The 25576-nt window shown below is 41.7% G+C and carries 27 protein-coding genes; 16 read left to right on the top strand and 11 right to left on the bottom strand.

The features are described 5' to 3' along the window. The first annotated feature begins 178 nt into the window (after nt 1–178). From hisG to corA, 9 genes are read left to right on the top strand one after another with little or no spacing between them, the layout of a single operon-like run. Nucleotides 179–1036 carry an ATP phosphoribosyltransferase gene (gene hisG / locus AACZ11_RS04895; protein ID WP_290627327.1) on the top strand — a complete coding sequence of 286 codons (858 nt, stop codon included), beginning with the start codon at nt 179–181 and terminating at the stop codon, nt 1034–1036. Next, a complete protein-coding gene (gene hisD / locus AACZ11_RS04890; protein WP_290627329.1) occupies nt 1036–2328 on the top strand; it encodes a histidinol dehydrogenase in 1293 nt (430 codons plus the stop codon). Before hisG ends, hisD begins: the two co-directional genes overlap by 1 nt. Beyond that, nucleotides 2318–3364 (top strand): histidinol-phosphate transaminase, encoded by a 1047-nt coding sequence (hisC, locus tag AACZ11_RS04885; RefSeq protein WP_290627331.1) that lies wholly within the window; start codon nt 2318–2320, stop codon nt 3362–3364. The genes hisD and hisC overlap by 11 nt, the downstream gene beginning before the upstream one ends. A gap of 1 nt (nt 3365) precedes the next feature. Next, on the top strand, nt 3366–4502 hold the full coding sequence (gene hisB, locus AACZ11_RS04880) for a bifunctional histidinol-phosphatase/imidazoleglycerol-phosphate dehydratase HisB (protein ID WP_290627333.1): 1137 nt from the start codon (nt 3366–3368) through the stop codon (nt 4500–4502). Nucleotide 4503: 1 nt separating this feature from the next. After that, nucleotides 4504–5085: an imidazole glycerol phosphate synthase subunit HisH gene (gene hisH / locus AACZ11_RS04875; protein WP_290627335.1), complete on the top strand. Its 582-nt coding sequence runs from the start codon at nt 4504–4506 to the stop codon at nt 5083–5085. A gap of 1 nt (nt 5086) precedes the next feature. Beyond that, complete coding sequence (hisA, locus tag AACZ11_RS04870) at nt 5087–5809, top strand: 1-(5-phosphoribosyl)-5-[(5-phosphoribosylamino)methylideneamino]imidazole-4-carboxamide isomerase (protein WP_290627337.1); 723 nt, start codon at nt 5087–5089, stop codon at nt 5807–5809. Beyond that, nucleotides 5803–6558 carry an imidazole glycerol phosphate synthase subunit HisF gene (gene hisF / locus AACZ11_RS04865; RefSeq protein WP_290627339.1) on the top strand — a complete coding sequence of 252 codons (756 nt, stop codon included), beginning with the start codon at nt 5803–5805 and terminating at the stop codon, nt 6556–6558. Before hisA ends, hisF begins: the two co-directional genes overlap by 7 nt. A gap of 10 nt (nt 6559–6568) precedes the next feature. Then, a complete protein-coding gene (gene hisIE / locus AACZ11_RS04860) occupies nt 6569–7168 on the top strand; it encodes a bifunctional phosphoribosyl-AMP cyclohydrolase/phosphoribosyl-ATP diphosphatase HisIE (RefSeq protein WP_290627341.1) in 600 nt (199 codons plus the stop codon). A 42-nt stretch (nt 7169–7210) separates the two neighbouring features. Next, nucleotides 7211–8299: a magnesium/cobalt transporter CorA gene (gene corA / locus AACZ11_RS04855; RefSeq protein WP_290627343.1), complete on the top strand. Its 1089-nt coding sequence runs from the start codon at nt 7211–7213 to the stop codon at nt 8297–8299. A 51-nt stretch (nt 8300–8350) separates the two neighbouring features. Here the strand turns inward: corA and AACZ11_RS04850 are convergent, their stop codons facing one another. Then, entirely contained in the window at nt 8351–8782 is a 432-nt protein-coding gene (locus tag AACZ11_RS04850) for a hypothetical protein (RefSeq protein ID WP_290627345.1), read from the bottom strand. 74 nt (nt 8783–8856) lie between these two features. Here AACZ11_RS04850 and AACZ11_RS04845 point away from each other — a divergent pair, with 74 nt between their 5' ends. The 3 genes from AACZ11_RS04845 to AACZ11_RS04835 all read left to right on the top strand — a co-directional run bounded on the left by AACZ11_RS04845 (nt 8857) and on the right by AACZ11_RS04835 (nt 11040). Continuing rightward, entirely contained in the window at nt 8857–9534 is a 678-nt protein-coding gene (locus AACZ11_RS04845) for a DUF2461 domain-containing protein (RefSeq protein ID WP_290627347.1), read from the top strand. Between the two features lie 109 nt (nt 9535–9643). After that, nucleotides 9644–10312, top strand: a complete 669-nt coding sequence (locus AACZ11_RS04840) for a hypothetical protein (RefSeq protein WP_290627349.1) — start codon at nt 9644–9646, stop codon at nt 10310–10312. Next, nucleotides 10309–11040: a DUF3307 domain-containing protein gene (locus tag AACZ11_RS04835; RefSeq protein ID WP_290627351.1), complete on the top strand. Its 732-nt coding sequence runs from the start codon at nt 10309–10311 to the stop codon at nt 11038–11040. Before AACZ11_RS04840 ends, AACZ11_RS04835 begins: the two co-directional genes overlap by 4 nt. Here the strand turns inward: AACZ11_RS04835 and AACZ11_RS04830 are convergent. Then, nucleotides 11017–11424, bottom strand: a complete 408-nt coding sequence (locus AACZ11_RS04830) for a glyoxalase (protein WP_290627353.1) — start codon at nt 11422–11424, stop codon at nt 11017–11019. The two genes, AACZ11_RS04835 and AACZ11_RS04830, sit on opposite strands and share 24 nt — an antisense overlap. 153 nt (nt 11425–11577) lie before the next feature. Between AACZ11_RS04830 and AACZ11_RS04825 the strand changes: the two genes are divergently transcribed. Then, entirely contained in the window at nt 11578–12939 is a 1362-nt protein-coding gene (locus AACZ11_RS04825) for an NAD-dependent succinate-semialdehyde dehydrogenase (RefSeq protein WP_290627355.1), read from the top strand. Between the two features lie 48 nt (nt 12940–12987). Here the strand turns inward: AACZ11_RS04825 and AACZ11_RS04820 are convergent, their stop codons facing one another. Together AACZ11_RS04820 and AACZ11_RS04815 are read right to left on the bottom strand one after the other, a co-directional pair. Further along, nucleotides 12988–16080 carry a hypothetical protein gene (locus AACZ11_RS04820; protein WP_290627357.1) on the bottom strand — a complete coding sequence of 1031 codons (3093 nt, stop codon included), beginning with the start codon at nt 16078–16080 and terminating at the stop codon, nt 12988–12990. Nucleotides 16081–16144: 64 nt separating this feature from the next. Continuing rightward, the gene (locus tag AACZ11_RS04815; protein ID WP_290627359.1) at nt 16145–16894 is read right to left on the bottom strand and encodes an outer membrane lipoprotein-sorting protein; all 750 of its coding nucleotides are present in this window, start codon (nt 16892–16894) and stop codon (nt 16145–16147) included. A gap of 129 nt (nt 16895–17023) precedes the next feature. Between AACZ11_RS04815 and AACZ11_RS04810 the strand changes: the two genes are divergently transcribed. After that, complete coding sequence (locus AACZ11_RS04810) at nt 17024–17911, top strand: DUF72 domain-containing protein (RefSeq protein ID WP_290627361.1); 888 nt, start codon at nt 17024–17026, stop codon at nt 17909–17911. Here AACZ11_RS04810 and AACZ11_RS04805 read toward each other — a convergent pair whose 3' ends face one another. Genes AACZ11_RS04805 through AACZ11_RS04795 form a run of 3 tightly spaced genes read right to left on the bottom strand, consistent with a single transcriptional unit; the run spans nt 17912 to nt 20596 of the window. After that, on the bottom strand, nt 17912–18988 hold the full coding sequence (locus AACZ11_RS04805; protein ID WP_290627363.1) for an endonuclease/exonuclease/phosphatase family protein: 1077 nt from the start codon (nt 18986–18988) through the stop codon (nt 17912–17914). Between the two features lie 46 nt (nt 18989–19034). Continuing rightward, nucleotides 19035–20309: a mechanosensitive ion channel domain-containing protein gene (locus tag AACZ11_RS04800; protein WP_290627365.1), complete on the bottom strand. Its 1275-nt coding sequence runs from the start codon at nt 20307–20309 to the stop codon at nt 19035–19037. Then, the gene (locus AACZ11_RS04795; protein WP_290627371.1) at nt 20309–20596 is read right to left on the bottom strand and encodes a DUF3817 domain-containing protein; all 288 of its coding nucleotides are present in this window, start codon (nt 20594–20596) and stop codon (nt 20309–20311) included. The genes AACZ11_RS04800 and AACZ11_RS04795 overlap by 1 nt, the downstream gene beginning before the upstream one ends. Nucleotides 20597–20711: 115 nt before the next feature. Between AACZ11_RS04795 and AACZ11_RS04790 the strand changes: the two genes are divergently transcribed. Next, nucleotides 20712–21653 carry a mechanosensitive ion channel domain-containing protein gene (locus AACZ11_RS04790; protein WP_339831644.1) on the top strand — a complete coding sequence of 314 codons (942 nt, stop codon included), beginning with the start codon at nt 20712–20714 and terminating at the stop codon, nt 21651–21653. Between the two features lie 2 nt (nt 21654–21655). Here AACZ11_RS04790 and AACZ11_RS04785 read toward each other — a convergent pair whose 3' ends face one another. Next, nucleotides 21656–22273, bottom strand: a complete 618-nt coding sequence (locus tag AACZ11_RS04785) for a M15 family metallopeptidase (protein ID WP_339831640.1) — start codon at nt 22271–22273, stop codon at nt 21656–21658. Between the two features lie 71 nt (nt 22274–22344). Here AACZ11_RS04785 and AACZ11_RS04780 point away from each other — a divergent pair, with 71 nt between their 5' ends. Beyond that, nucleotides 22345–23064, top strand: a complete 720-nt coding sequence (locus AACZ11_RS04780) for an SDR family oxidoreductase (protein ID WP_339831637.1) — start codon at nt 22345–22347, stop codon at nt 23062–23064. A 52-nt stretch (nt 23065–23116) separates the two neighbouring features. On the opposite strand, the gene AACZ11_RS04775 is transcribed toward AACZ11_RS04780, so the two are convergent. The 3 genes from AACZ11_RS04775 to AACZ11_RS04765 all read right to left on the bottom strand — a co-directional run bounded on the left by AACZ11_RS04775 (nt 23117) and on the right by AACZ11_RS04765 (nt 25509). Then, entirely contained in the window at nt 23117–23488 is a 372-nt protein-coding gene (locus AACZ11_RS04775) for a hypothetical protein (RefSeq protein WP_339831634.1), read from the bottom strand. A 102-nt stretch (nt 23489–23590) separates the two neighbouring features. Continuing rightward, nucleotides 23591–24433 (bottom strand): OmpA family protein, encoded by an 843-nt coding sequence (locus AACZ11_RS04770; RefSeq protein WP_339831631.1) that lies wholly within the window; start codon nt 24431–24433, stop codon nt 23591–23593. A gap of 191 nt (nt 24434–24624) precedes the next feature. Then, nucleotides 24625–25509, bottom strand: a complete 885-nt coding sequence (locus tag AACZ11_RS04765; RefSeq protein ID WP_339831628.1) for a mechanosensitive ion channel — start codon at nt 25507–25509, stop codon at nt 24625–24627. Nucleotides 25510–25576 lie beyond the last annotated feature (67 nt).

The raw sequence follows: 25576 nt of genomic DNA, 5'->3' as shown, positions 1-25576 counted from the left end.
ATATTTGTTCCTAACAATGAGAAATCAAAATGTACATCATCATATCACGGTCTTCGCTCACGCGAGGTGATATGGTATTTGTAACTTTTAACAATATCCAAAAACCCGTTTGAGCAGATCAAACGGGTTTTTTTATGCCCTATACGCAAGGAATGTTATAAACAGAAAAAAAGTAGAGATGAAAAAACTAAAAATTGCGATTCAAAAGTCCGGACGACTTCACGACGAATCGATTGCGCTGCTAAAAGATTGTGGAATCGCTATAGACAACGGAAGGGACCAACTTAAAGCACCGGCCAAGAATTTCCCTTTGGAGATCTATTATTTACGCAACGGTGATATCCCGCAGTACCTTATCGATGGGGTTGTCGATTGTGCTATCATTGGTGAAAATTTATTAGTCGAGAAAGGGAATGGCATTCGTATCGCAGAACGGCTGGGCTTTTCTAAATGCCGTGTATCTCTGGCTGTGGCGAAGATTTTTGAATACGATTGTATTGAGGATCTTCACGGAAAACGAATAGCAACTTCTTACCCGGTCACTACGCAACGCTATTTACAGGAAAGGGGTATTGAGGCCGAATTACATATTATTAACGGAAGTGTGGAAATAGCACCCAACATCGGATTGGCAGATGCTATTTGCGATATTGTTAGCAGCGGTAGTACCTTATTCAAGAACAATCTAAAGGAGGTGGAAGTCATTCTTAAGAGCGAGGCAGTCTTAGCAGCTTCCCCAAGAATCGATAGCGATTCGCTGGAAATTCTAAAAAAAGTACAATTTAGGATACAGTCGGTATTAAAAGGACGGGACTTTCGCTATGTACTTTTAAATGCACCTAACGACAGGATTGAAGCGATTACAAAGATACTTCCGGGAATAAAGAGTCCAACCATCCTTCCGTTGGTAGATACCGGGTGGAGTAGTATACATTCGGTGGTAAACCAAGAGGTTTTTTGGGATGTGATCGAAGAGTTGAAATTGGCCGGAGCAGAAGGTATTCTGGTATGTCCCATCGAAAAAATGATATCGTGATGAAACATTTTTATAACCCGCCACAACAGCAATGGGATTCCATTTTGGAGCGTCCCGCACAAGCTCAAAAGGAGATCGAACTTACGGTGTCTGAAATTTTTTCTGAAATAAAATCCAAAGGGGATATTGCCGTGAAGCGATATACACAACTCTTTGACGGTGTTGAATGCGAGACATTTCGTGTATCTGAAGAACGTATCACCCAGTCGGAACGACATATTTCACCTCAACTTAAAGAGGCGATCGCATTGGCCAAGACGAATATTACTAAATTCCATGCGGCGCAAAAGACTGAAAGGATTTTCGTAGAAACCTGCCCCGGTGTTAGTTGTTGGCAAGAAAAAAGAGCCATTGAAAAAGTGGGGCTCTATATTCCCGGTGGATCGGCGCCCTTATTCTCTACCATTCTCATGTTGGCGGTGCCGGCGGTCCTTGCCGGCTGTAAACAGATCGTTCTGTGCACGCCCCCAAATAAGCAAGGGGAAGTCCATCCGGCAATCCTCTACACGGCCGGGTTGTGTGGTATTTCAGAGATCTTCACCGTTGGGGGTATCCAGGCGATTGGAGCAATGACCTTTGGAACCGATACAATCCCGAACGTCTACAAGATTTTCGGGCCCGGAAATCAGTATGTCACTGCAGCCAAACAGATGGCTACATCTTTTGGTATCGCTATCGATATGCCTGCCGGTCCAAGCGAGCTGCTGGTTTTTGCAGACCAAACTGCAAATCCATCTTTCGTTGCAGCAGACCTACTTAGTCAAGCCGAACATGGGGCTGACAGTCAGGTGGTTTTGGTAACCACATCTCAAGCCGTTATGGAGCAGGTCGAAGAAGCGGTGACCTTGCAGTTGGCGGCTTTGCCTAGAAAAGCAATTGCCTTGAAAGCCCTTGAGAACTCAAAACTTATCTTAGTGGATTCTAATGAGAATGCACTTCAATTGATTAATCGGTATAGTCCTGAGCATTTTATAGTCATTGCCGAAGACGAGACATTCTTTATACAGAACATCATGAATGCCGGTTCGGTTTTTATTGGTAACTATACACCGGAAAGTGCAGGAGACTATGCTTCAGGGACCAACCATACACTTCCCACTAATGGCTATGCCAGACAATACAGTGGTGTCAACCTCGATAGTTTCTACAAGAGCATGACCTTTCAGAAAATCTCTAAGGAAGGGATTAAGGTGCTTGGGAGTGCCATTGAAGAAATGGCTGCAGCAGAAGGCCTTCAGGCGCATAAGAACGCGGTAACTATCCGTTTAAAATCTTTGGAAGATGAGAGATAATTTTGATATAACGCGTCTTCTACGCTCTAATGTCGCTGGATTAGAGCCCTACCGGTCTGCGAGAGATGAATGTAAAGGAGCAAGCAAACAGATGGTTTTTTTGGACGCCAACGAAAATCCTTACCCCAATGGCGTAAATCGTTATCCCGATCCACGACAAAAAGACCTGAAGGAGGTTTTGTCTCGGTTAAAGGGTGTGGATACTAATAAAATGCTCTTGGGGAACGGAAGTGATGAAGTATTGGATTTGCTCTTTAGGGCATTCTGTGAACCAAGGGTCGACAACATAATTATAGTGCCTCCCACTTACGGAATGTATAAGGTGTTAGCAGGAATTAATGATATTGAGAACAGGGAAGTGCTGTTGTCTGCAAATTTTGAACTTCGCGTACAGGAAATCATGGCGGCTCAGGATACTCGGTCTAAACTATTGTTCTTGTGTTCTCCAAATAACCCTACCGGAAATAGTTTTTCTGAAGAAAGTATTCTTCAGCTATTGAAATCCTTTAATGGTCTGGTAGTGATCGATGAAGCTTATATCGACTTTTCTGAAAAGGAAAGTTGGTTGAAAAAACTTGATGCGTTTCCAAACTTGGTGATCGTGCAAACCCTCTCCAAAGCGTATGGCTTGGCCGGAATTCGATTAGGAATGTGTTATGCTTCCGAAGCGATCATAACCATATTAAATAAAATAAAACCACCGTATAATGTCAATGAACTCACCCAAGAACGCGCCAAGGATCGCTTACTTGAAACAAATAAAGTAGATTTTGAAATCAGCTGTCTTTTAGAATATAAGAATGATTTATATAAACAATTACTTAAAGTTCACTTTGTGAATCAGGTCTATACATCTGATGCTAATTTTATTCTTATTAAAGTCGATGATGCGCCCGGGCGATATAAACAATTAATCGATGCCGGGATCGTAGTGCGTGATAGAAGTACCCAGCCACTATGTGAAAATACGTTGCGTATTACCGTGGGAACACAGGCCGAAAACGAACACTTTATTACCGTAATAAAAACCTTGTAAGATGAAAAAGAGAGTATTATTTATAGATCGTGATGGAACCATCATTAAAGAGACGAAAGATGAACAGATCGATGCGTTTGATAAAATGATCTTTTATCCGAAGGTTTTTAGCGGATTGGGACGTATTGCCAAAGAGCTGGACTATGAACTTGTAATGATCACAAATCAGGATGGACTAGGCACGGAAGCCTTTCCGGAACATACTTTTTGGCCGGTGCATGACTTTATTATGAAATCTTTTGAAAATGAAGGTGTAATCTTTAGTAAGGTCTTTATTGATCGCACTTTTCCACAGGAAAATGCCAATACACGAAAACCGGCTACAGGACTGCTAACCGATTATTTTTCAAAGAATTACGATCTTGCGCATTCGTTTGTGATAGGGGACCGTTTAACCGATATTGAGTTGGCAAAGAACTTGGGTGCAAAAGGCATCTTTATAAATGATGAGACCAATCTTGGTACGACAGAGATTACAGTAGGACGAGAAGCGCTGGATCCGTATATCGCTTTGGAAAGCAATGATTGGGAGCAGATATATACATTCTTGCTTCAAAAGGATCGTACCGCAGCCTTGAATCGAACCACCAATGAAACAAAGATTACTATTGAACTCAACTTAGACGGAACCGGAAAGAGCATCATCAATACCGGCTTGCCATTTTTCGACCACATGCTGGATCAATTGGCGCGTCATGGTCAGATGGACCTTACTATTCAAGTGAATGGAGATCTTGAGATTGATGAACACCACACCATTGAAGATACTGCCATAACGTTAGGCGAGGTTTTCTCAGAAGCATTACGCACTAAGCTGGGTATTGAACGATACGGATTTTGTCTTCCTATGGACGATTGTTTGGCGCAAGTAGCAATCGATTTTGGAGGAAGGAATTGGCTGGTATGGGATGCCGAATTCAAGAGAGAAATGATCGGGCAAGTACCTACAGAGATGTTCTTTCATTTCTTTAAATCGTTTAGCGACGGAGCCAAAGCGAATCTTAACATTAAGGCCGAAGGTACCAATGAACACCACAAGATAGAGGCGATCTTCAAGGCATTTGCCAAAGCGATCAAGGCTGCCGTAAAAAGAGATACAGAAAAAATGATAGTACCATCAACTAAAGGAATGCTTTAATATGAAAGTTGTCATTATAGATTATGGAACAGGAAACATTCAAAGTCTTCAATTCGCGTTGAAGCGGTTGGGCGTGGAAGCTGTTCTCACCACAGAAGCGAACGAGATACGTAAAGCCGATAAAGTATTTTTTCCCGGAGTAGGAGCCGCAGGGAGTGCTATGGATAAACTTCGGCTTAGCGGATTGGATAAAGTAATTCCCGCACTAACCCAACCTGTCTTGGGTATTTGTTTAGGAATGCAGTTGCTCTGTGCAGCTTCGGAAGAAGGCAATACCACCGGTTTGGGCATTTTTTCAGAGAACGTAATAAGATTCCCTAGTACTGTAAAAGTACCTCAGATGGGGTGGAATACCCTTCACAGATTAAAGGGAAGATTGTTCCAAGGCATACCCGAAAATGAGTTTATGTACCTTGTGCACAGTTATTATGTGCCCCATTGCGAATCCGCCACCGCACTAACTCAGTATGGTGTCGAATACGCTGCGGCCATTAAAAAAAATAATTTTTACGGGGTACAGTTTCACCCCGAAAAAAGCGCAAAGGCCGGGGCACAGCTTTTAGATAATTTCTTAAGATTATAATATGAGAATCATACCTGCAATTGATATTATCGACGGTAAGTGTGTACGCCTCTCCAAAGGTGATTACACTACCAAAAAGATCTACAACGAACATCCCTTGGAAGTGGCAAAGCAGTTTGAAGCACACGGGATAAGATACCTGCACCTTGTTGATCTGGACGGAGCAAAAAGTAAACATATCGTAAATCACCGTACTTTAGAAGAGATCGCGACCAAGACCTCGCTGTCGATCGATTTTGGAGGAGGTTTAAAAACCGATGAGGATGTGAAGATCGCCTTTAACAGTGGTGCTTCGCAAATAACCGGTGGAAGCATAGCCGTAAAAGACCCTCAACTGTTCTTGGAATGGTTGCGTTTGTATGGAGATCAACGTGTAATTCTGGGAGCCGATGCGCTGAATGAGCAAATAGCCATCAACGGTTGGCAGGAAGCTTCGGGAGAAGAAGTGGTGCCTTTTATTCAGAAATACAATACTGAAGGTATCCGGTACGTGATCTGTACGGATATTAGTAAAGACGGGATGTTAGCCGGGCCTTCTTTTTCCTTATACCGAAAGATCCTTGCAGCAACGCCACAGATACAATTGATAGCTTCCGGAGGCATTAGTACCTTCGACGACCTTCCGAAATTGTCAGAAATAGGCTGTGAGGGGGCTATTTTGGGTAAAGCTATTTATGAAGGACGTATCACGCTATCACAATTAGAAACCTATTTACAATGCTAACAAAACGAATTATACCCTGTTTAGATATAAAGAACGGACGCACGGTCAAAGGGATTAATTTTGTCAATTTAAGGGACGCCGGTGATCCTGTGGAGTTGGCGACACTGTATTCTGAAAGTGGGGCCGATGAGCTTGTTTTTCTCGATATTTCAGCCACTGAAGAAGCACGAAAGACGCTAGCAGCTCTGGTTTTGCGTATTGCTGAAGCGATCAACATTCCATTTACGGTGGGTGGCGGCATTACATCGGTGGAAGACGTTCGGTTACTCTTGCGTAATGGTGCCGATAAGATCGCTGTGAACTCTTCCGCAGTAAAAAATCCAAAATTGGTTTCGGAGCTTGCCGGTGTGTACGGCTCTCAATGTATAACGGTAGCAATCGATGCCAAACGAGTTAACGGACAATGGAAAGTTCACTTAGTAGGGGGTAAGGTAGCGACAGAACTTGATCTATTTGAATGGGCCAAAAATGTCGAAGAACTGGGAGCCGGTGAGATTTTGTTCACCTCCATGGAACATGACGGCACAAAAAATGGATTTGCGAATGAAGTGTTAGCGGCACTTTCCAATAGTGTACATATTCCTATTATAGCTTCGGGAGGTGCGGGTAACATTCATCATTTTAGAGACACATTTCTGTTAGGAAAAGCAGATGCCGCCTTAGCCGCCAGTGTGTTTCATTTTAAGGAAATAGAGATCATGGCATTAAAAGAAGCGTTGCGGGATGCCGGTATTCCAATGCGCTTATAAACATAGCGATATGAAAATAGATTTTCAAAAATACAAAGACGGACTTGTTCCTGCGATTGTGCAGGATGTTAATACACAGCGGGTTTTAATGTTGGGCTTTATGAATGAGAATGCCTACGAAGAAACCATGCGGTTAGGGCAGGTAACTTTTTACAGCAGAAGTAAAAAGCGGTTGTGGACCAAAGGAGAGGAATCGGGTAATTACTTAGAACTTGTTTCGATGACGCCGGATTGTGATGCCGACACCTTATTGATTCAGGTGCGTCCTATAGGTCCGGTTTGTCATACAGGAGCCGATACTTGTTGGGGAGCCGAAAACTCGACTACATTCGGATTCTTAAGTGCATTGGAAGGAATCATTGAAGACCGAAAAGAAAACGTAGATAAGGAAGACTCGTACGTATCGAGTTTGTTTCGGAGCGGAATCAATAAAATAGCACAAAAAGTGGGAGAGGAAGCTGTGGAAGTAGTGATCGAGGCAAAAGATGATGATGATCGTGCTTTTTTAAATGAAGGAGCCGATCTTTTATTTCACTATCTTATATTACTTAAGGCAAAAGGGTTTGGACTGAAAGATATAGAAGAAACCCTAAAAAAGCGACATTTGTAAATGCGATTGTTTTCCTATCTTTAAAAAGATAAATTTTTTGATATGGCCGCTAAGCGTAAACGCAAGATTAGGATCCCGAAAGTAAAACCGAGAAAAGTACAGAATTCCGCTCCCGGAACGGTTACATATACGGGTAAGAAGCAGGCCCTGATCACCAAGTTAGAGATCATTGATTATTCCAGGGATCATTACAACAAGATAGACACATCCGATGTGGAGATCGCGTTCAAGTTCAAGGGTACGGATCATGTTACTTGGATCAATGTGAACGGCTTGAACAATACCGACGAGATCGAGCGATTGGGAAATTACTACAATCTGCACCCGCTTATACAGGAAGATATCGTTACTACTAATCAGCGACCAAAGATCGACGAGTACGAAGATTATCTCTTTATTGTATTTAAAATGCTTCATTATACCGATGATGGAGAATTTATAAATGAACATGTAAGTATGGTGATTGGAAGGGATTATGTAGTGACCTTTCAAGAAGCAGACGGGGATGTCTTTGACGGTGTGCGCGAACGTCTCGAAAATGGCAAGGGTCGAATTCGGTCCTCGGGGGCCGATTATTTGATGTTTGCGTTGCTTGATGCCGTAGTCGACAATTACTTTAGCGTGATAGAATATTTAAGCGGAAAGATAGAAGATCTGGAAGATCTACTTTTTGAATCGAAGATAGAAGATGATATTACCCAAGATATTCAAGATCTTAAAAAGGAAATACTTCGTATTCGCAGAGCTGTTGTTCCGTTACGAGAGGTCATTAACCGATTGGAAAAGACAGATACGCATTTGATAGAAGATCGCACACAAAACTACATTCGCGACCTTTACGACCATATTATACAGGTAAGTGAAAGTGTGGATATCTATCGTGAAATGATCTGGGGACTCATGGATATGTATATGACGACCATTAGTAATAAAATGAACGAAGTGATGAAGGTATTAACCATTATGGCTTCCATTTTTATTCCATTAACCTTTATGGCAGGTATCTACGGTATGAATTTTGAGCACATGCCCGAACTTCATTTCAGGTATGGTTATTATTATTTATGGGCAGCGATGATCCTTGTATTTATAGGGATGCTTTATTATTTTAAGCGAAAAAAATGGTTGTAAAAAAAGGCTGAAAACGCGTTCCAGCCTTTTTTGTATAAGAATTCGAGTCTTTTATCGCAACCACCCTTTTTGGGCTGCACCCTTACTATAATAATATAAAAAGATGGCTACTATTATAACTAATAACGGCATGACCACAGCGCCTGTACCATAGACATCCATAGCCGCAGTTGCCAAAAGCCAGTACAGCATCTGAACCAATACGGCGACCAACGAGATTAAGAACATGGGAATGGCCCATCGCTTTCGAATCAAAAGAAAGAGACTCCCTAGCAGCCCTCCAAAAACAGCCGTGGCAAACACGGCGGTATACCAAGATGGCAAACTGTCTACAAGCGCAATCTGTTCTACAGTCATTGCTTGTTGTAGTTCTTCTTTCATCAAACTCATGGAGAGAAATTGGAAAACACCCATGCAGTTCCAAATAAGGGCGATGATCGCAATGATCCAAAAGCCGGTGTTGGGTTTGGTTGGAGTAGTCATAATCAATTGGTTTAAAGGTTGAACCTTATAAATGTACATATTTTAATTTATCTTTATATTTCAAAAAGAATTAGATGAGTCCAACGGTACCAAAAGAGGTCTTTACATTTCTCGCCCAATTAAAGGAAAACAATCATCGGGATTGGATGCAGGAGCACAAAAAGGAATACCAACGCAATGAACAAGCCTTAAAAAAGTTCTATGCTTCGGTTGCGGAAGGGTTGAACAAGAACGATGAGATCGCAAAAACAAAAATTTTTCGTATCAATCGCGATATCCGCTTCAGTAATGATAAAACGCCATACAATGTGCACCGCAGTGTAAGCTTCAGCAGAGCTGGAGATAACAGGCGCGGTGGATATTATTTACGGTTGGAACCCGGAAACTCGTTGATGGCAGGAGGTTTTTTTGATCCAAATGCGAGTGATCTATTACGCATTCGTAAAGAATTTGAAATGGATGCTTCAGAAATACGCAAGATCCTTCAGCAAAAGGACTTTAGTAAAGCGTTTGGAGGTTTTAATCAGGAATACGCTGTAAAGACCGCTCCAAAAGGCTTCAGTAAAGACGATCCCAATATAGATCTTATACGCTTGAAAAGTTATTTCGTCACGCATTCTTTTTCAGACGATGAGGTATTTGCAACAGATTTCAAAGAAAATGTACTGTATCATTACGGTCTGTTACGCCCTTATTTCAATTATATGAGCGACGTACTAACTACCGACCTCAATGGAGTTTCTTTACTTTAGGTAGAATTAAACCAAAAATTACTTGCAATTATAAGTTAATTGGCTTATTATTGCTAAATATAAGTTTAAAAGCTTATTATTTGTTTATATAAGTGTAATACCTTTTCATATGAAGGGAATAGCCATACTTAGCGGAGATCTTATTAATTCCTCCAAATATCCCAAGGGAACGCTCATTGAGGTGATCGCTGCTATCAAAACGGTTTTTTTATCCTTAGAAACACAATATCCACAATCGGGTATTTCCTTCTCTATATATCGGGGCGACAGTTTTCAAGGAGCCATAGAACAGCCGGAACTGGCATTGGCCGTAGCTTTACAACTTAAAGCGGGAGTAAATATGTATACTGCGGAAAAGCTTTCGAAAAAAGCAAAATCACCGGTGGCCGATCTTCGTATCGCCATAGGAATAGGGGAGGCCGATTATCAAAAAGGATCGCTAGCCGAAAGTAACGGGCCGGCATTTCAGTACTCCGGAAGAACCCTGGATGCTATGAAGGCCGAAGGAGTGAAAATGGCATTGACCACAGCATATCCCGATATCAACGATGAGTTTAAGGTAAGTTTAAAACTACTGGATTCCATAACAAATCGGTGGTCAACAGCCTCGGCAGAAGTAGTATTTTATTTACTGAAAGGGCTTACAGAACAACAAATCGCCAACGAACTTGACCGAAGCCAAGCTGCCATACATTTACGCAAAAAAGCCGCAGGTTGGGACGAGATCCAATTGCTTTTACAGCGATACCAACAGGTTACTAAAAAGTACTTCTCATGAATCCTCAACTTATTCTTGCATTACAACTATTACTTGCCCATGTGATCACCGATTTCGTTTTACAGTCGGGTACATTGATACAACAAAAACGTTTAAAAAAAGCAAAAGCACCCTTTTTATATGTACATGCCTTCTTGGCGGGCGCGATCACATATCTGCTATTACAAGATTGGTCTTTATGGTATGTGGCTCTCTTAATTAGTGTCACTCATTTTTTTATAGACCTTTGGAAATTGCACCAAAAGGAAGATTCCCTTTCCTACTTTGTGATAGACCAAATCTTACACTTGGTGGTACTGCTTTTTGTTTGGCTTTGGCTCACAGCTTCCTTTTCAAAGGTTGTTCCCTTTATCGAAGACTTTTTTACTTCAACACATGTATTGGTGATTGTTACAGGATATCTTATTGTGATCTATCCCGTTGGATTCCTTATTGGGAAAGCAACCCAACGCTGGCAGGAAGAGATTGCCAAAGAAGGGGAGCGCACCAGTCTTGAGAAAGCAGGACGATACATTGGAATTTTTGAACGAATTCTTGTACTCACCTTTATCCTAAGCGATAATTTTTCGGCTATCGGATTTTTGATCGCGGCAAAATCTATTCTAAGATTTAGTGATAAAAATAAGAGCGGCGCCCGAAAACAAACCGAATACGTCCTTATAGGAACGCTCATGAGTTTCGCCCTAACGATTATTATAGGATTTCTAATGCGCGTACTCGTACTCTAACAACTGAATATTACTTTTTAAGCGCTCTTTTACGATATTCATCATTCGTTTATTCAAAGCTGAAGAATTCTGGATATAACTTTCGTATTCTGCTAAGGTGAATTGTCCAATGATAATCCCTTTTAAAGAATTCCTGAATTTCATGTCCTTGTGAATGGCATTTTCAATATAATCCAGTCTTTTTTCAATAGAAAGGTCGTAGAAGACCCGCTTGTGTTTTTGAACATAATTTTTAAAAACAGCCACCAATAGATCGTTCTGAAGCTTGGCTACAGGACGCAAGGTGTTGTTTTGAAAATATTCGTCGGGGGACATTCCGGGTAAGACCTGAGCCGATTTGATTAAAGGGCGTAATTGCAGCAGGGCGGCATCGCGAGGTTCCATAGAAATTGGGTTTTATTAAAAATAAGGATTGTTTTGTAGCTATTTTCTGAAAAAAGCCATAGTTATAAACGTGGTTTTCAACAATTTTCGAGTTAAAGTAATCTTAATCAGCTACCCATTTTACAAGGGTTTCCATACATTTAAAATAAAAACATGGCTACAGTGACCTCACTCAATCCGTATTCAGGAGAAAAAATTGAAACGCATAAGAAGCATACTAAAACTGAAATTGCCTCAATACTCAAAAAAGCAAATGATCGATTCTATTCGTGGCGGGAAACGTCAATCGAAGAACGAAAAAAACTGCTGCACGCCGCTGCAAGCGAACTAAAGAAGAATGCCGATGAATATGCTGAAATGATTACCAGGGAAATGGGGAAACCTATTTCTCAAGCTACTGCTGAAGTCGAAAAGTGTGCCTGGGTCTGCGAATATTATGCCGAAACTGCTGAAAAGCACCTAGCGAATGAGATCATTAAAACAGATGCTGAAAAAAGTTATGTGTCCTATGAACCTTTAGGTGTAATACTTGCCATAATGCCATGGAACTACCCTTTCTGGCAAGTCTTCCGATTTGCCGCTCCTGCACTCATGGCCGGCAATGTACCGGTATTGAAACATGCTTCCAATGTGTTTGGCAGTGCCTTGAATATTGAAAAGGTATTTCAACGAGCAGGATATCCCAATCACTGTTTTTCCACCTTACTGGTGGGGAGTGATGCCATAGAAGATATTATTGAAAATCCTATTGTTAAAGCAGTCACGCTTACCGGTAGTGGCCCGGCCGGAGCGGCGGTCGCAGCAACGGCCGGAAAACACATTAAAAAGACAGTGCTGGAACTGGGAGGCAACAACAGTCTTGTCGTTTTAAAGGATTGTGACATGGAAGCTACCCTTAACAGTTGTGTTCAGGCGCGCTTTCAGAATACGGGACAAAGCTGTATCGCAGGCAAGCGACTGTTGGTAGACGCATCTATTGCTGAAGAGTTTATCGAAAAATTACTTGTTAAAGTAAGGGAACTCAAAAGTGGTGACCCTACGAACCAAGAAACCTATATTGGGACTTTAGCTCGGGAGGATCTGGCTAAAGACTTAGAAACGCAGGTAAATGACTCCCTTGATGCAGGCGCGCAACTTAGAATTGGCGGGAAACGGCAAGGTGCCTATTTCGAGCCAACCGTACTTTCGAATGTTACCCCAAAGATGACAGTATTTAAAGAAGAAACATTTGGTCCTGTTTTGGCAGTGACTACATTTGATTCAATCGATGAAGCGATCGAACTTTCCAATAATTCAAAATTCGGATTGGGGGTTTCTGTATTCACCAAAAATGTTGAAGCCGCCGAAAAACTCGCATACCGATTTGATGAGGGTGCCGTCTTTATCAATGAATTGGTGAAGAGTGACCCTAGACTGCCTTTTGGAGGTGTTAAAGAGAGTGGCTATGGCAGAGAACTCAGTGAGCATGGGATTCGTGAGTTTGTCAATAGAAAAACGATCTATATTAATAAATAAAAAAAGCCTCACGTAAAAGTGAGGCTTTAAATTGTCATTTGCTACAAATTAAGCCTTGCTCAAGAAGGCTTCTTTTGATTGGATGGCAGGTTTTTCCAACTCATTCTTGTCTAAAAAATTCATAAACTTTTCGCCTTCCTTTTTCATGATGTTTTCATAGCGTTCCTTCGCTGCTTCAAAATCTTCGGAAATGAGTTCGAAGTTCTGTTTTAAAGCTCCCGAAACACGATCGTAACTAGTGGCCACGTTGCTGTAAAGTGTACCCATGCGCTCTCTAAGTTCAGGCTCGGCAGACGCCACATAATTGTCTCCGGTGGTAATTACAAGGTCTTTCCGAAGCGATTCCAATGCATCGTATAATTTTTGTGCGTCTTTTTTTCCTTTGGGATGATTGGCAATAACATCTTGTGCTTTGTCTTGGGTGGCCGTGATCTCATGTACCATATAGGCGAGATCTTCCACCATCGTATACAGCGTATTGGTAAGCGCTTCCTGCTCTTTGCGTTCTGCCATAGTACCTAGAGAGTTTTCATCATAGGCCACTTCAATAGTATGTGAATAGGTATCCATACCTTTGGTAAGTACAACCTTATACTTTCCGGCAGGAACTCTTGGCGCTGTAAACCCTCCAAACGAAAGTGTTTTACCTTCGGCCATTTTAGGAGCCACTGTATTGAAGCCCCAATTTACCACGTTAATCCCTTTTGATTTTCCGGGTGACAGCGTTGTAATGGTATTTCCTTCCATATCTTGAACTTCCATGGTCATTTTTCCGAAGGTATGTCGCTTCTGAAGATAGTATACGATGCGTGCCGCGGTACTTTTGTTAGCGCCTACAAATTGTGTTTCTGCGCCGAAACTACCGGAGAATCCACTGTCTTCAGTCATAGTGAACGGCTCGGTTTTAAAGAAATGTACATCTTTTGCCAACACCGTTTGATCCAACTCTCGCAGCGGACTGATATCATCAATAATAATCACGCCCCGACCGTGGGTACCCATTACAGGATCGTTGGTTTGTTTCTGAAGATCGATAAAATGAACCGCTACCGGAGGCATATTGTTTGTAAAATGCGACCAGTTTTTTCCGCCGTCTATAGTAACATAAAGACCCATTTCGGTACCTAAGAAAAGCAGGTCCTCATTTTTATAATCTTCTTGAATGTTTCGCACAAAAGCATTTTCTTGAATATCATCACTGATAATAGATTTCCAAGTTTTTCCGAAGTCTGTGGTCTTTAAAGCATAAGGTTTCATGTCGCCGGTAGTATGGCCATCGAAGACAGCATAGGCTGTCCCTTTACCATGAACACTTGCCTCAATATGATAGACCCATGTATTTGCCGGTATCCCGGTAAGATTTGGCGTGACATTGTTCCAGTTCTTTCCACCATCGGTGGTTACCTGTACATTACCGTCGTCCGTTCCAACCCACAGGATATTCTGGTCCAAAGGCGATTCTGCAATGGTAAAGATGGTCGTGTGATTCTCTGCACCGCTGTTGTCTACGGAAAGCCCTCCGGATTTTGCCTGATCCTGCTTTTTTGGATCGTTCGTGGTGAGATCGGGTGAAATGATCGTCCAAGTATCTCCCATGTCATCCGATTTATGAACGAATTGACTTCCCATATAAAAGCGATCGGGGACATGTGCGCTTACGGCCATAGGAGCATTCCAATTGAATCGCAATTTTACATCACCTTTCTTCGGAAGGGGTTGAATGGTCTTAGTTCTGTTTTTGTCTACATCGTATCGCCACACATTATCTGCGCCTTGCATTTCAGAATAAATGATATTCTTTGTAGGGTGTTTCAGAACTCGAAATCCGTCGCCATAGCCTACGCTATTCCAATCACGAGCCGTAACTCCGCCCGGCGCCGAAGAAGGACCGTACCACGATCCGTTGTCTTGAAGCCCACCATAAACGTTGTAAGGCTCTGCATCGTCCACACTAATGTGGTAGAACTGTGAAAGTGGCAAATTTTCTACAATCTCGAAGGTGGTGCCTCCGTTCCAAGAACGATACACTCCACCGTCTGTTCCTGCATACATAATTTCGCTATTGTTGATATCGAACACTACATCGTGTATGTCACTATGCATATTTCCAAGATCCTTAAACGTTTTTCCTCCGTCGCGACTTATGGAACCTGTCAATCCACCTTTTACAACCACATCCGGATTTTTAGGATCCACCGTTATACGACTGAAATAGAACGGACGTACTACGAGCCCAAAATCATTGTTCAAGTGCTCCCAGTTCTGTCCGGCGTTCGATGAACGCCACAATCCATTCTTTTTAGGATCTTCGGTCTCTAACACCGAATAGAGGATGGAAGGATTGCTTGGCGCAACGGCAATCGCAATGCGACCTAGCTTACCTTCAGGGAATCCATTGTGAATCTTATTCCAAGTCTTTCCGGCATCCGTCGATTTATACAGGGCACTGTGCGCTCCTCCCGAGTTGAATCCCCAGCCGGATCTTCGGAATTGCCACATAGATACGTATAAAGTAGATGGATTCTTCGGGTCCATGATAACATCGGCGGCCCCTGTGGAAGTATTAACGTACAATATCTTTTCCCATGTGGTTCCACCGTCGGTCGTTTTGTAGACCCCTCGATCTTCACTATCGCTCCAAAGGGCACCAAGTACTCCAACATATACTTCGTCTGTGTTGTTTGGATTGATCACTACGGAAGCAATACGTTCACTGTTCTCAAAACCCGGGATTTCTTTCCAGTTATTCCCTCCATCGGTAGATTTATACAGGCCATCTCCAATGGATACCGAATTACGGGTCCAGGTTTCTCCTGTTCCAACCCAGATCACTTCATCGGGTCTTTTCGGGTCAAGCGCTATAGCGCCAATGGATTGTACATGATCATCAAAGATGGGGACAAAGGTCGCACCTCCGTCACTGGATTTCCAAACACCGCCACCGGCAGCCCCTGCGTAAAGTATCCTAGGATTTGTAGGATGTGTTTCCATGTCGTTGATGCGTCCGCTCATTAAGGCGGGCCCAATATGGCGCGCATTCATGTCGCCAAACAGTTCTTTTCCTTTTAACGCGATCTCCTGTGCTTCAGTAGCAACAGGAAGAAGCGCAAGGCCTAATAATGCAATGAGTACTCTTTTCATTTAAGTTGGTTTTTGGTAAAAAAAAACCCCATATAAGGATGGGGTTTCAAAATGTGGTTACATGTTATTTTTCTTCCGGATAAGAAAACATAGTTTCGTCGATATCCGGGTTCAATTTAATTTCAGTAAGTGTGATCTGCATACCAGGCTGATCCTTTACGCCTTGTACAATAGAGAAAGGGAAATACAAGCCATCCACTTCTTGATAATCACTAAATTTGACCTGAGCGATCATCCCTTTTCCGGGACCTTGCGTAATTTCCTCTTCCACGACAATAGGAACGAAATTTTCAGTATCAAAATAATAATAGCTAACATCTTCAACCTCCTGTCCATCAACCATGATAGGTTCCTTCACCAACTTTATTTTATAGGTCTCTGTGCCTTCAATGGTTTCATTTCCTATCAACTCTACAGTATACATCTTTTCTTTATAGTTCAGGAAGGGATCGGGAAAGTCATTTAGATTGTTCTTAAAGTTATTGGTCGTTTCGGCGTCGCTCTTTTCCGCAGCCATTGTCATTTGGTTGGTTCCCCAGAGGGTTTCTCCGTCATACACCTCTTGGTAAAAAGTTTGACCTTGTACATCGGCTTTCATTAATTGTTTACCGGATTTCGTCATTACTTGCGTAATCGGTAATTGCATTCCCTGCATATTTAATTTTCCTGCAAATACGATACCGTCTAGTTTTTCCCAGTTTTCAGTACCTCCTGTATTTTCAAGATAATTAGCAATAATTTCATCTGCAGTCTGTGCGCTAAGAGGAGCCGCTGCAAATAGAAAAGCAAGAATAAAAAGTTGTAAAGTCTTCATGTGGATTGTTTTAGGTTTACGTTTACGTAAAGGTAAGTCTCAATTCTCACACTTCTGTTACAAGCGCTTTCTTTTTTTTCTGAATTTTAACATTAAACATTCCCTATCTTTATTAAAAATAGCCTCATTATGAACTTTGGAAAAGTGCAAAACCCTGCTGAGATTGATTTTATGCTGCCCGCCGATCATGTAGATACCCGAAAAAAACTATCAGAATACACTCCCAGAGATATCCCAACACTGTATGTGGGATGTGCGAAATGGAACCGTGCCGATTTAAAAGGATTCTATCCCAGAGGAACTAAAGATGAGCTAATCTACTACGCAACCCAATTTAACAGTATTGAATTGAATGCAACGTTCTACCGAATCTTTCCTGTTGAAACCTTTGTAAGCTGGTACGAGAAAACACCCTCGCATTTTAGATTCTTCCCGAAGATCTTTCAAGGAGTGAGCCATTGGAAACGTCTCAACGATTTTGAAGCCTATCTTAACGAATATGTGTTGCATGCCTCTAATCTTAAAGAGAAATTAGAAATGCCCTTCTTACAAATGCACAATAATTTTTCACCCAAGGATATCGACCGGCTTCCTGCCTTTTTTGAAGCCATTCCTAACGATCTAAAAATAGCTGTCGAATTTAGGCATACCGATTGGTTTAATGACATAACTGTGGCTAATGAATTGTATGCCATTTTAGAGCAATACGATGTGACGAACATACTTGTAGATACAGCAGGGCGGCGTGATTTGCTGCACATGCGAATGACGAGCGATTCGGCGTTTATTCGATACAATGGCGCAAACCATGAGAGTGATTACGCCCGATTGGATGATTGGATCGATAGGTTGGAGTCTTGGATCGACATGGGATTGCAAAACATATACTTCTTTCTGCATCAAAATGTGGAAAGAGCATCCCCGTTACTAGCTGCCTATTTTATTGAAAAAGCAAATGAGCGTTTGGGTACGTCACTTCACATCCCGGTTATGGATTCGATTAAAACAAAGTTCTAGCTACATGTCTATTTCTACTTTTTGTACGCCGCTCGCTTGTTCCTTAGCACGTTTTAGTTGTTCATCTGTAGGGGGCTTCGGTTGTTGTTCTGCCTTTTTATCGGGCTCGAAGGTAATATGTGTGTAGGTAGGGAAATGGTCTGAATTGATATCGGCTCCCAGTTTTATCTCCTTCAGCCGGAATTCCGAAGAGATGAAAACATGATCCAAAGGCCAACGAAAAAGAGGGTTATTCGCATTAAAGGTATTGTAGAAGCCTCGTCCGCGTCGTACATCCAATAATTCTCCTACATTTTGAAACAGTTCGGTGGTCGCAGACCAGGCAACATCGTTAAAATCTCCCAAAACAATCACTGGCAAACTCGATTGACGGGAATAATTAGCAATCTTCATCATCTCTGCATCTCGGTCTGATGAGGTGGGATTGTGCTGGGGCATGGGAGGCGTAGGGTGGATGGTATATAATTGAATGGTGTCTCCAGAGCGAAGCAATACCTTGCTGTGAATGGACGGGATACTATCATCCACCAAATAGCGTACTGTGGGGCCTAAGAGCTTTAATTTGGAATATAATAGCATTCCGTAGGTATTGTCCAAAGGAACTTCCACACGATAATTGTAGTCTGAGGGGAGGTCATTTACGATCTCGTTGCGCCATCGTTGGTTAGTCTCCACCAGCAAAACGATATCCGGATCCAAATCCTTTATATCCTGCATGAGCAAGTGTGTCTCTTTGTTTTTCTGATATACATTCGCCGTATATAGCTTCAATTCCAGATCCTGGGTTTTTGTCGTGGCCGCCAAAACTTCTTTTGAAGCATAGGGCATATACGAATGAATTTTGATGTATTGAAACACGAAGCAACCGGTCAATACACATACGAAGGCATAATCTTGCCAGCGTTTTATATCGAATCGCATGAAATAAGTGATCAGGGCCACCATGGTAAGTATGGTGAGTTGGATGTGCGGAAAGTCGAACATGCGTATCCACCAATAATCAATGGCTATCAAAGGAATGAGTGTTAAAACAACGGCAATACCTCCAAAGGTTTGGAGAACGGACTTTAGTGACATACAATTTTAGGTTGGTTGCTTTAAAGATACCGAACCCTTCTTGAAATCACGTTGTCTTTAACAGGATTTTATTGAGATCACTACCCGATGGAGATTCAAAGACCTCTAAACCAAAGTAGGGGACCGCGGCTAAAAGATGGTCGAAGATATCGGCTTGAATGTGTTCGTAGTTCTCCCAGTTCTTATCGTAACTAAAACAGAAGATCTCTATGGGAATTCCTTTATCGGTAGGGGCTAAGTGCCGCACCATCAAGAAAAGGTCCTTATTGATCGCCGGGTTCTCGTGCAGTAAGGCATCTGCGTATTTTCTGAAAATCCCGAGATTGGTTTGATTCCTTCCGTTAACTAGCAAACTTTTGTCTGCTTCGACCATCCGATTGTATTTTTCAACGTCACGTTGCCGGTGTTCGATATAGGGTTTTATAAGCTGAATCTTCTTAAGTTCTTCAAGGTCTTCGGCAGAAAGAAACTTAATGGAATTTTGCTTGATGTAGATAGACCTTTTAATGCGACGCCCTTTAGATTCTTGCATGCCACGCCAGTTCTGGAACGAATCTGCTATAAGACTGTATGTTGGAATTGTTGTATAGGTGTTGTCAAAATTTTGAACACGAACTGTTGCAAGGTTAATTTCGGTAACATACCCGTCGGCTCCGTATTTACTGAAGGTGATCCAGTCGCCAATTCGAACAATATCATTGACAGAAACTTGGATACTGGCTACAAAGCCTAAAATTGTATCCTTGAAAATAAGCAGGATCACAGCCGAAGCGGCTCCCAAAGTGGCCAAACTTGTAACTGAATAACCGGTAAGTTGATTGATGATAAGGAACAAGCAGATACCCCAAACAAAGATCATTAATACCTGGATATAACTGTCTAACGGTTTATCGTTGTAACGTTCTTTCCCCTGAAGATAGTTGCGTGTGGTACGCAAAACACTTCGTACCACCAATGCGCATAAAATGACCAAATAGATATTGATCGCCACCCATGCGATGCTTTGGATAAAGGGATATTCCAATAAGACGATAGGAGTAAGATACCATACAACAGCCAAGGGAACGAAATGTGCAATAAACCTTGGAAAATTACTTTGTACCAAATAATCATCAAAAGTGGTCTTCGTTTTTACACTGAAAGCCTTAAACGCCTGAACGATGAACTTTCTAATAATAATATCCAATACAAAAACGACAACGCCTACAATAATTATATTAATAAGCGTATTGAGTGCAGTGGCCAATGCAGGATTCATGCCCTCATTGATGAAAACATTTTGAAGCAAGCAACTGTATTCAATAATCGTTTCTTTATCCATTATAAATATTTTTTTTCTACGTAGAACGGTCCGAACGGGATCACAGAACAACCCATGACAATGAGTAAGGTTCGTACAGACCATTGGAGTTTTTCAAACATATAGTACGCTCCAATTAGATACAGGATGAAGAGGATACCGTGCGCCATTCCAACGATCTGAACCATTTGGGGAAGATCCCAGATGTATTTTAACGGCATGGCAATTCCTAAAAGAACTAAAAATGAAATGGCTTCAAGCGTACTTATAATTTTAAATGTCTTTACTGAAAGGTTCACGGCTATTATTTTGCTGCAAAGATACAGCAACTCCCATAGCTAGATAAATTTTAAGAATATTTTATAGAAAATTAGTTTCGCTCAAGGCTTATCCCGTGGTATCTTTAACCAATAACCATCCTTTATGACAGTACAAGATACGTCTCCGGCCGAAACAATTGCAAATTCCATAGAATCGTATTACGATAAATTTCTAGCGGTGCTTCCGCGCATTGCCCTGGCGATCTTTATAATTGTCGCAGGGATATTGATAGCGCAGCTTATTACCAATTTCTATCGACGCAGGATTCTAAAAAGTGCCACCGATCCGCTTATGGCACGATTTCTAGCGCAGGCGATAAAGATCATCTTCATATTAATTGCTATCATGATCGCACTACAAGTCGCCGGACTCAGTGGGATCGCAACCGGAGTTTTAACAGCTGCGGGTGGGGCTGCCATTATTTTAGGGTTTGCTTTTCAAGACATCGGGAAGAATTTTTTGGCGGGTATCATTCTGGCATTCAACAGACCCTTCAGTATCAATGACACCATCAAGATAGAATCTATGTTTGGGAAAGTGAAAGCGCTTAACTTTAGATATACCCATATTAAAACCACCGACGGTCGGGATATCTATATTCCCAACAGCGATGTGTTGACCAAACCCGTAGAAAACTACACCGCCGATGGATTTTACCGTGTTGATTTTGTAGTGGGAATAGGATACGAGGACGATATTGAGGCCGCGAAACAGCTTATTTACGACATACTGAAACATCACGACGGGATCGTGCAGGACGATACACACGAAAACTTCGTTATTGAAGACGAACTTGCGGCCTCCACCGTGAACCTCAAAATCTTCTTTTGGGTGGAAACCTTAGATTACCGCAAATCATCCAGAGTATTGCGCGGGATCGTGATCAAAAAGGTGAAAGAAGCACTTAGCGACGCCGGCTTCAACCTACCGGCAGACATCACCGAACTGAAACTGTACGGAAATGAAGAAGACATCCCATTACGCGTTCGCAAAGATCCTCGCGATGAAACACCTTTATTACCAAAAGGCACCTCTAAAGAATAAATTCAATTAGGACAGGGTAGCGGCGTATTCAAGGTTTTATAACTCCAATTCTTTTTATAACTGAAATGCCACCATTCGGTTCTGATGGTCTGGAATCCGTGAGCTCGCATTCCTTCCATAAGCAGTTTTCGATGAAATAGAATGGCTTCCGAAAAATTGTAATTGTCGATATGTGCTGCTCGGCCAAAGAAGTCGTAGTCACTTCCCATATCCACAAAGCAGCCGTCTAAGGTCTCGAGTGTAATATCCACCGCTGCAGCTTTATTGTGTATGGAACCTTTGCCATACGGATTGGCGACGTAGGTGGGTCGGGGTACCTTGGCCCACATTTTTTTCTGAACGTTCAAAGGTCTATAACAGTCATAGATCTTAATGCGGTATCCTTTTTCGCAGAAATATTGATTGGCGCGTACTAATGCTTCGGCTACTTCGGGACGTAATAGGCAGACAGCACAATCATACAAGGTTTCACCTATAAAATTTTCAGGCGTAGCATATCGAATCTCATACGAAAATTCCGAAGAAAGCTCAGAAAGATTTACTAATGGTTGTTGCGAGGACGCTTCCGAAGAATAACCCAAAACCAAAATACCGATAGCAAGATAAAACACTGTTCTCATCGTCCTTAAATTTAAGGATTAATTAATAAGAATTGAAAACACCCTTCGTAACTTTGAGAAAAAGAAGAAAAATGCAACGATTAGAAGGAAAGACAGCACTCATCACGGGTGGAACCAAAGGAATAGGATACGGGATCGCCCAAGCGCTTTTAAAGGAAGGCGTAAAAGTAGCGATCACAGGCCGTGATGTGAACTCGACCCAACAAGTAGCCGAAGGTCTGCAACGTGAAACAAATGGCACTGTTTTGGGTATTGCGGCAGATGTACGTAATCTCAAGAGCCAAGAACAGGCTACCCATAAGGTATTAAACAGCTTCGGCCATTTGGATATCGTTATCGCCAATGCAGGCTTAGGACATTTCGAAACCGTAGAAGACCTTACAGAAGAACAGTGGAATGAAACTATAGAAACGAACCTTACGGGACCATTCTTTACGTTAAAAGCCACTGTTGATCAGTTAAAAAAGAATAAGGGTTATTTTATAAGCATAAGCAGTTTGGCAGGCACTAATTTCTTTTCGGGGGGTGCTGCTTACAATGCCAGTAAGTTTGGTCTAACCGGCTTTTCACAAGCAGCAATGTTGGATCTGCGAAAATACGATGTCAAGGTGAGCACCATTATGCCCGGATCTGTCGCTACTCATTTTAACGGTAATGAGCCGGATGCGAGTGATTCCTGGAAAATCCAGATTGAAGATATTGGAAAATTAGTGGTGGATCTATTGACCATGCATCCACGTACCTTACCAAGTAAAATTGAAGTACGCCCTACAAAGCCTTCAGGCAATTAAAAGCAACGAATTTTTATTTGGCACTACACCCGATTAGATTGAAGTGGGTACACTAGGATCTTGTTGGAAAAAAAGATATCGCCCAGTTCTCAGCATCCTCTAAGCGTTCGAAAAACGCAAAGCTTTTGTCGAAAATTTCCTGTTCGAGCATGGCGCGTTCGCGTTCGGCTTTGTTACGTGAAACAATGGCCAAGGCTTGCGTGTTCTTTAGTCGGTTCTGTTTATAAATGGCGAAGTCAATATCATGATCGTTCTCCCTGTCTGCAATTAAAACGATAGGACGATTTTTATAATGACTTCTAAGTTTATGGCGCAATTCATTGGTAATCTTAAGGTCAAGATGTACACCTTTTTTTACCCTAATGATCGCATATGTTTCAGAGAAGGTAAGGTCATAGAATTCAGTAGTGTAAAGTGTCTTCATAGTGATGTAATTACCTAAGTTATAAATATAGTACTTTCAGTAATATGTTTTACAAAAAAAGCGACCCTTAAGAGTCGCTTTTCCATAGTTGTTTACTTTCTTTTAGTTGGCAGAAAGCAAAGCCAAGAACTTATCTAAGTTAGGTAAGATTACAATGCGTGTTCTTCTGTTGGTCGCACGGCCTTCCTTTGTATCGTTTTCGGTTAGGGGATGAAAACTACTTCTTCCGGCTGCGATCAATTTCTCCGGAGCTACTCCGTACTTCTCCTGTAGAATTCTAATAACTGCGGTTGAACGCTCCACGCTAAGATCCCAATTGTCTTTAATGTAAGAGCCTTCTTTTACAGTCTGAGCATCGGTATGACCTTCTACCATTACTTCAAGCGCCGGCTCACTGTTAATCACATTGGCCAATCGCTCCAATAAATTATTGGCTTCCGGATTTACACGGTAACTTCCGGATTTGAACAATAGCTTGTCGGAAATAGTGATCATTACTACGGTTTCATCGATGTCAATCTGAATATCATCTTCCTCACCTTCGGCAACCAAACTGTTGTCCAAGTTCTTCTTCAAATTGTAAGAAATAATTAGGTTCATGGAGTCCTCAAGGGTTTCGGCCTTGGCCAATTCAGAAGGGTCAACATTTGCCAAAGCTTTCTTCATTTTCTCTTTGTCGTCATTAGAAATAACAACATTTTCAAATTGCTGAAGACGGGTATTATTACTGTCGGTAAGCGATTGGATCTTCGCGTTGTAACTGGCAACACGTTCTTCGATCTTTGCATATTTTGCTTCGATCTCTTCTTTTTCAAGTTGGGTTTTAGCCAAGGTAGAACGGGTATCGTTATACTGACCTTCTAGTTCAACATACTTTTTTTTCGAAACACAAGACGTGGTAAGAAACACCCCGGAGAGCAGGGTTAGTGCAATTAATTTTTTCATGTTACTAAGTTTTTTAGGTTTGTAAAACAAAGGTAAGTACAAGGGGCATCAAAATATTCTTTAAGGATTCCCATTGTTTTGTTAAATAAGCCTTAAGATTATTTTGTAGTGTTAATTACATTGACCTAGTTTTACTTCGGAAAAACTAAAAAAGGATGCTCGAAGCATCCTTTTTTCGGTTTATATGGTTATTATTCCTTAGAATGAATTTTAAGTTGGTTCTTTCCAAAATCCAGTGTTCGAATAGGGAAAGGAATATTGATATCGGCCTCATCAAAGTGTTTCTTGATCAACTTGATGGCTTTGTGTTGTGCTGCCAACTTTGGTTTTGGTTTTGTGCTTTCAATCCAAAAACGTGTCACAAAATTTATGGAGCTGTCGCCAAATTCGGTAAAGAAGAACTCAACTCCTTCATCGTCCTTTTGCTCGAAATTTTCTGAAATGATCTTCACTACCAGATCTTCCACTTGTTGCAGGTCACTTTCGTATCCTACACCACAGGCCACATCTATGCGTGAGCGATTGCTCCATGAATAATTAGTGAATGGGTTATCTACAAAGGTAGAATTGGGAATGATCACATATTCGTTATCGGTTTGCCGCATCACGATATTGCGAAGATTGATTTCTGAAACATACCCTTTCTTATCTTGTGTTTCAATAAAATCTCCAATCCGCACTTTTGGCAAGAACGACAACACGAGTCCTGAAACGGTATTACCTAAGGTGCCTTGGAGTGCCAAACCAATAGCCAATCCTACAACACCGGCTCCTGCCAGAATAGAAGTAAGTGCCTTATCCAGTTCCATTACGCCTAAAGCGATAAAGAAACCTACCAGAACTATAACCGCAAACACCAGTTTGCCGAGCATTTGCCGTATGGATTCTTGATTTATTTTTTTAAATAAGACTTTTTTAGAGAATTTCGAGAGCAATTTGGCTAAGAACCAAAACAACAGCATGACAAGTACCGCTACTGCAAAATTGGGTAATTTTAAAATAATAGCATCCAACCAGCCGTCCAGTTTATCCCAGAGGTTAGAAACTGCGTCATCGATAGAGAATTTTTCTTGCATAATATTAGAATAAGGTGGAGAGCATAAACGTCCCGGTTATCCAAAGAATAAGGGAGAGAATACCTCC

Source organism: uncultured Altibacter sp. (genome assembly GCF_963972995.1).
Lineage (GTDB): Bacteria > Bacteroidota > Bacteroidia > Flavobacteriales > Flavobacteriaceae > Altibacter.
The sequence above is the reverse complement of the archived record's forward strand: the minus strand, read 5'-3'. Positions and strand labels throughout refer to the sequence as shown.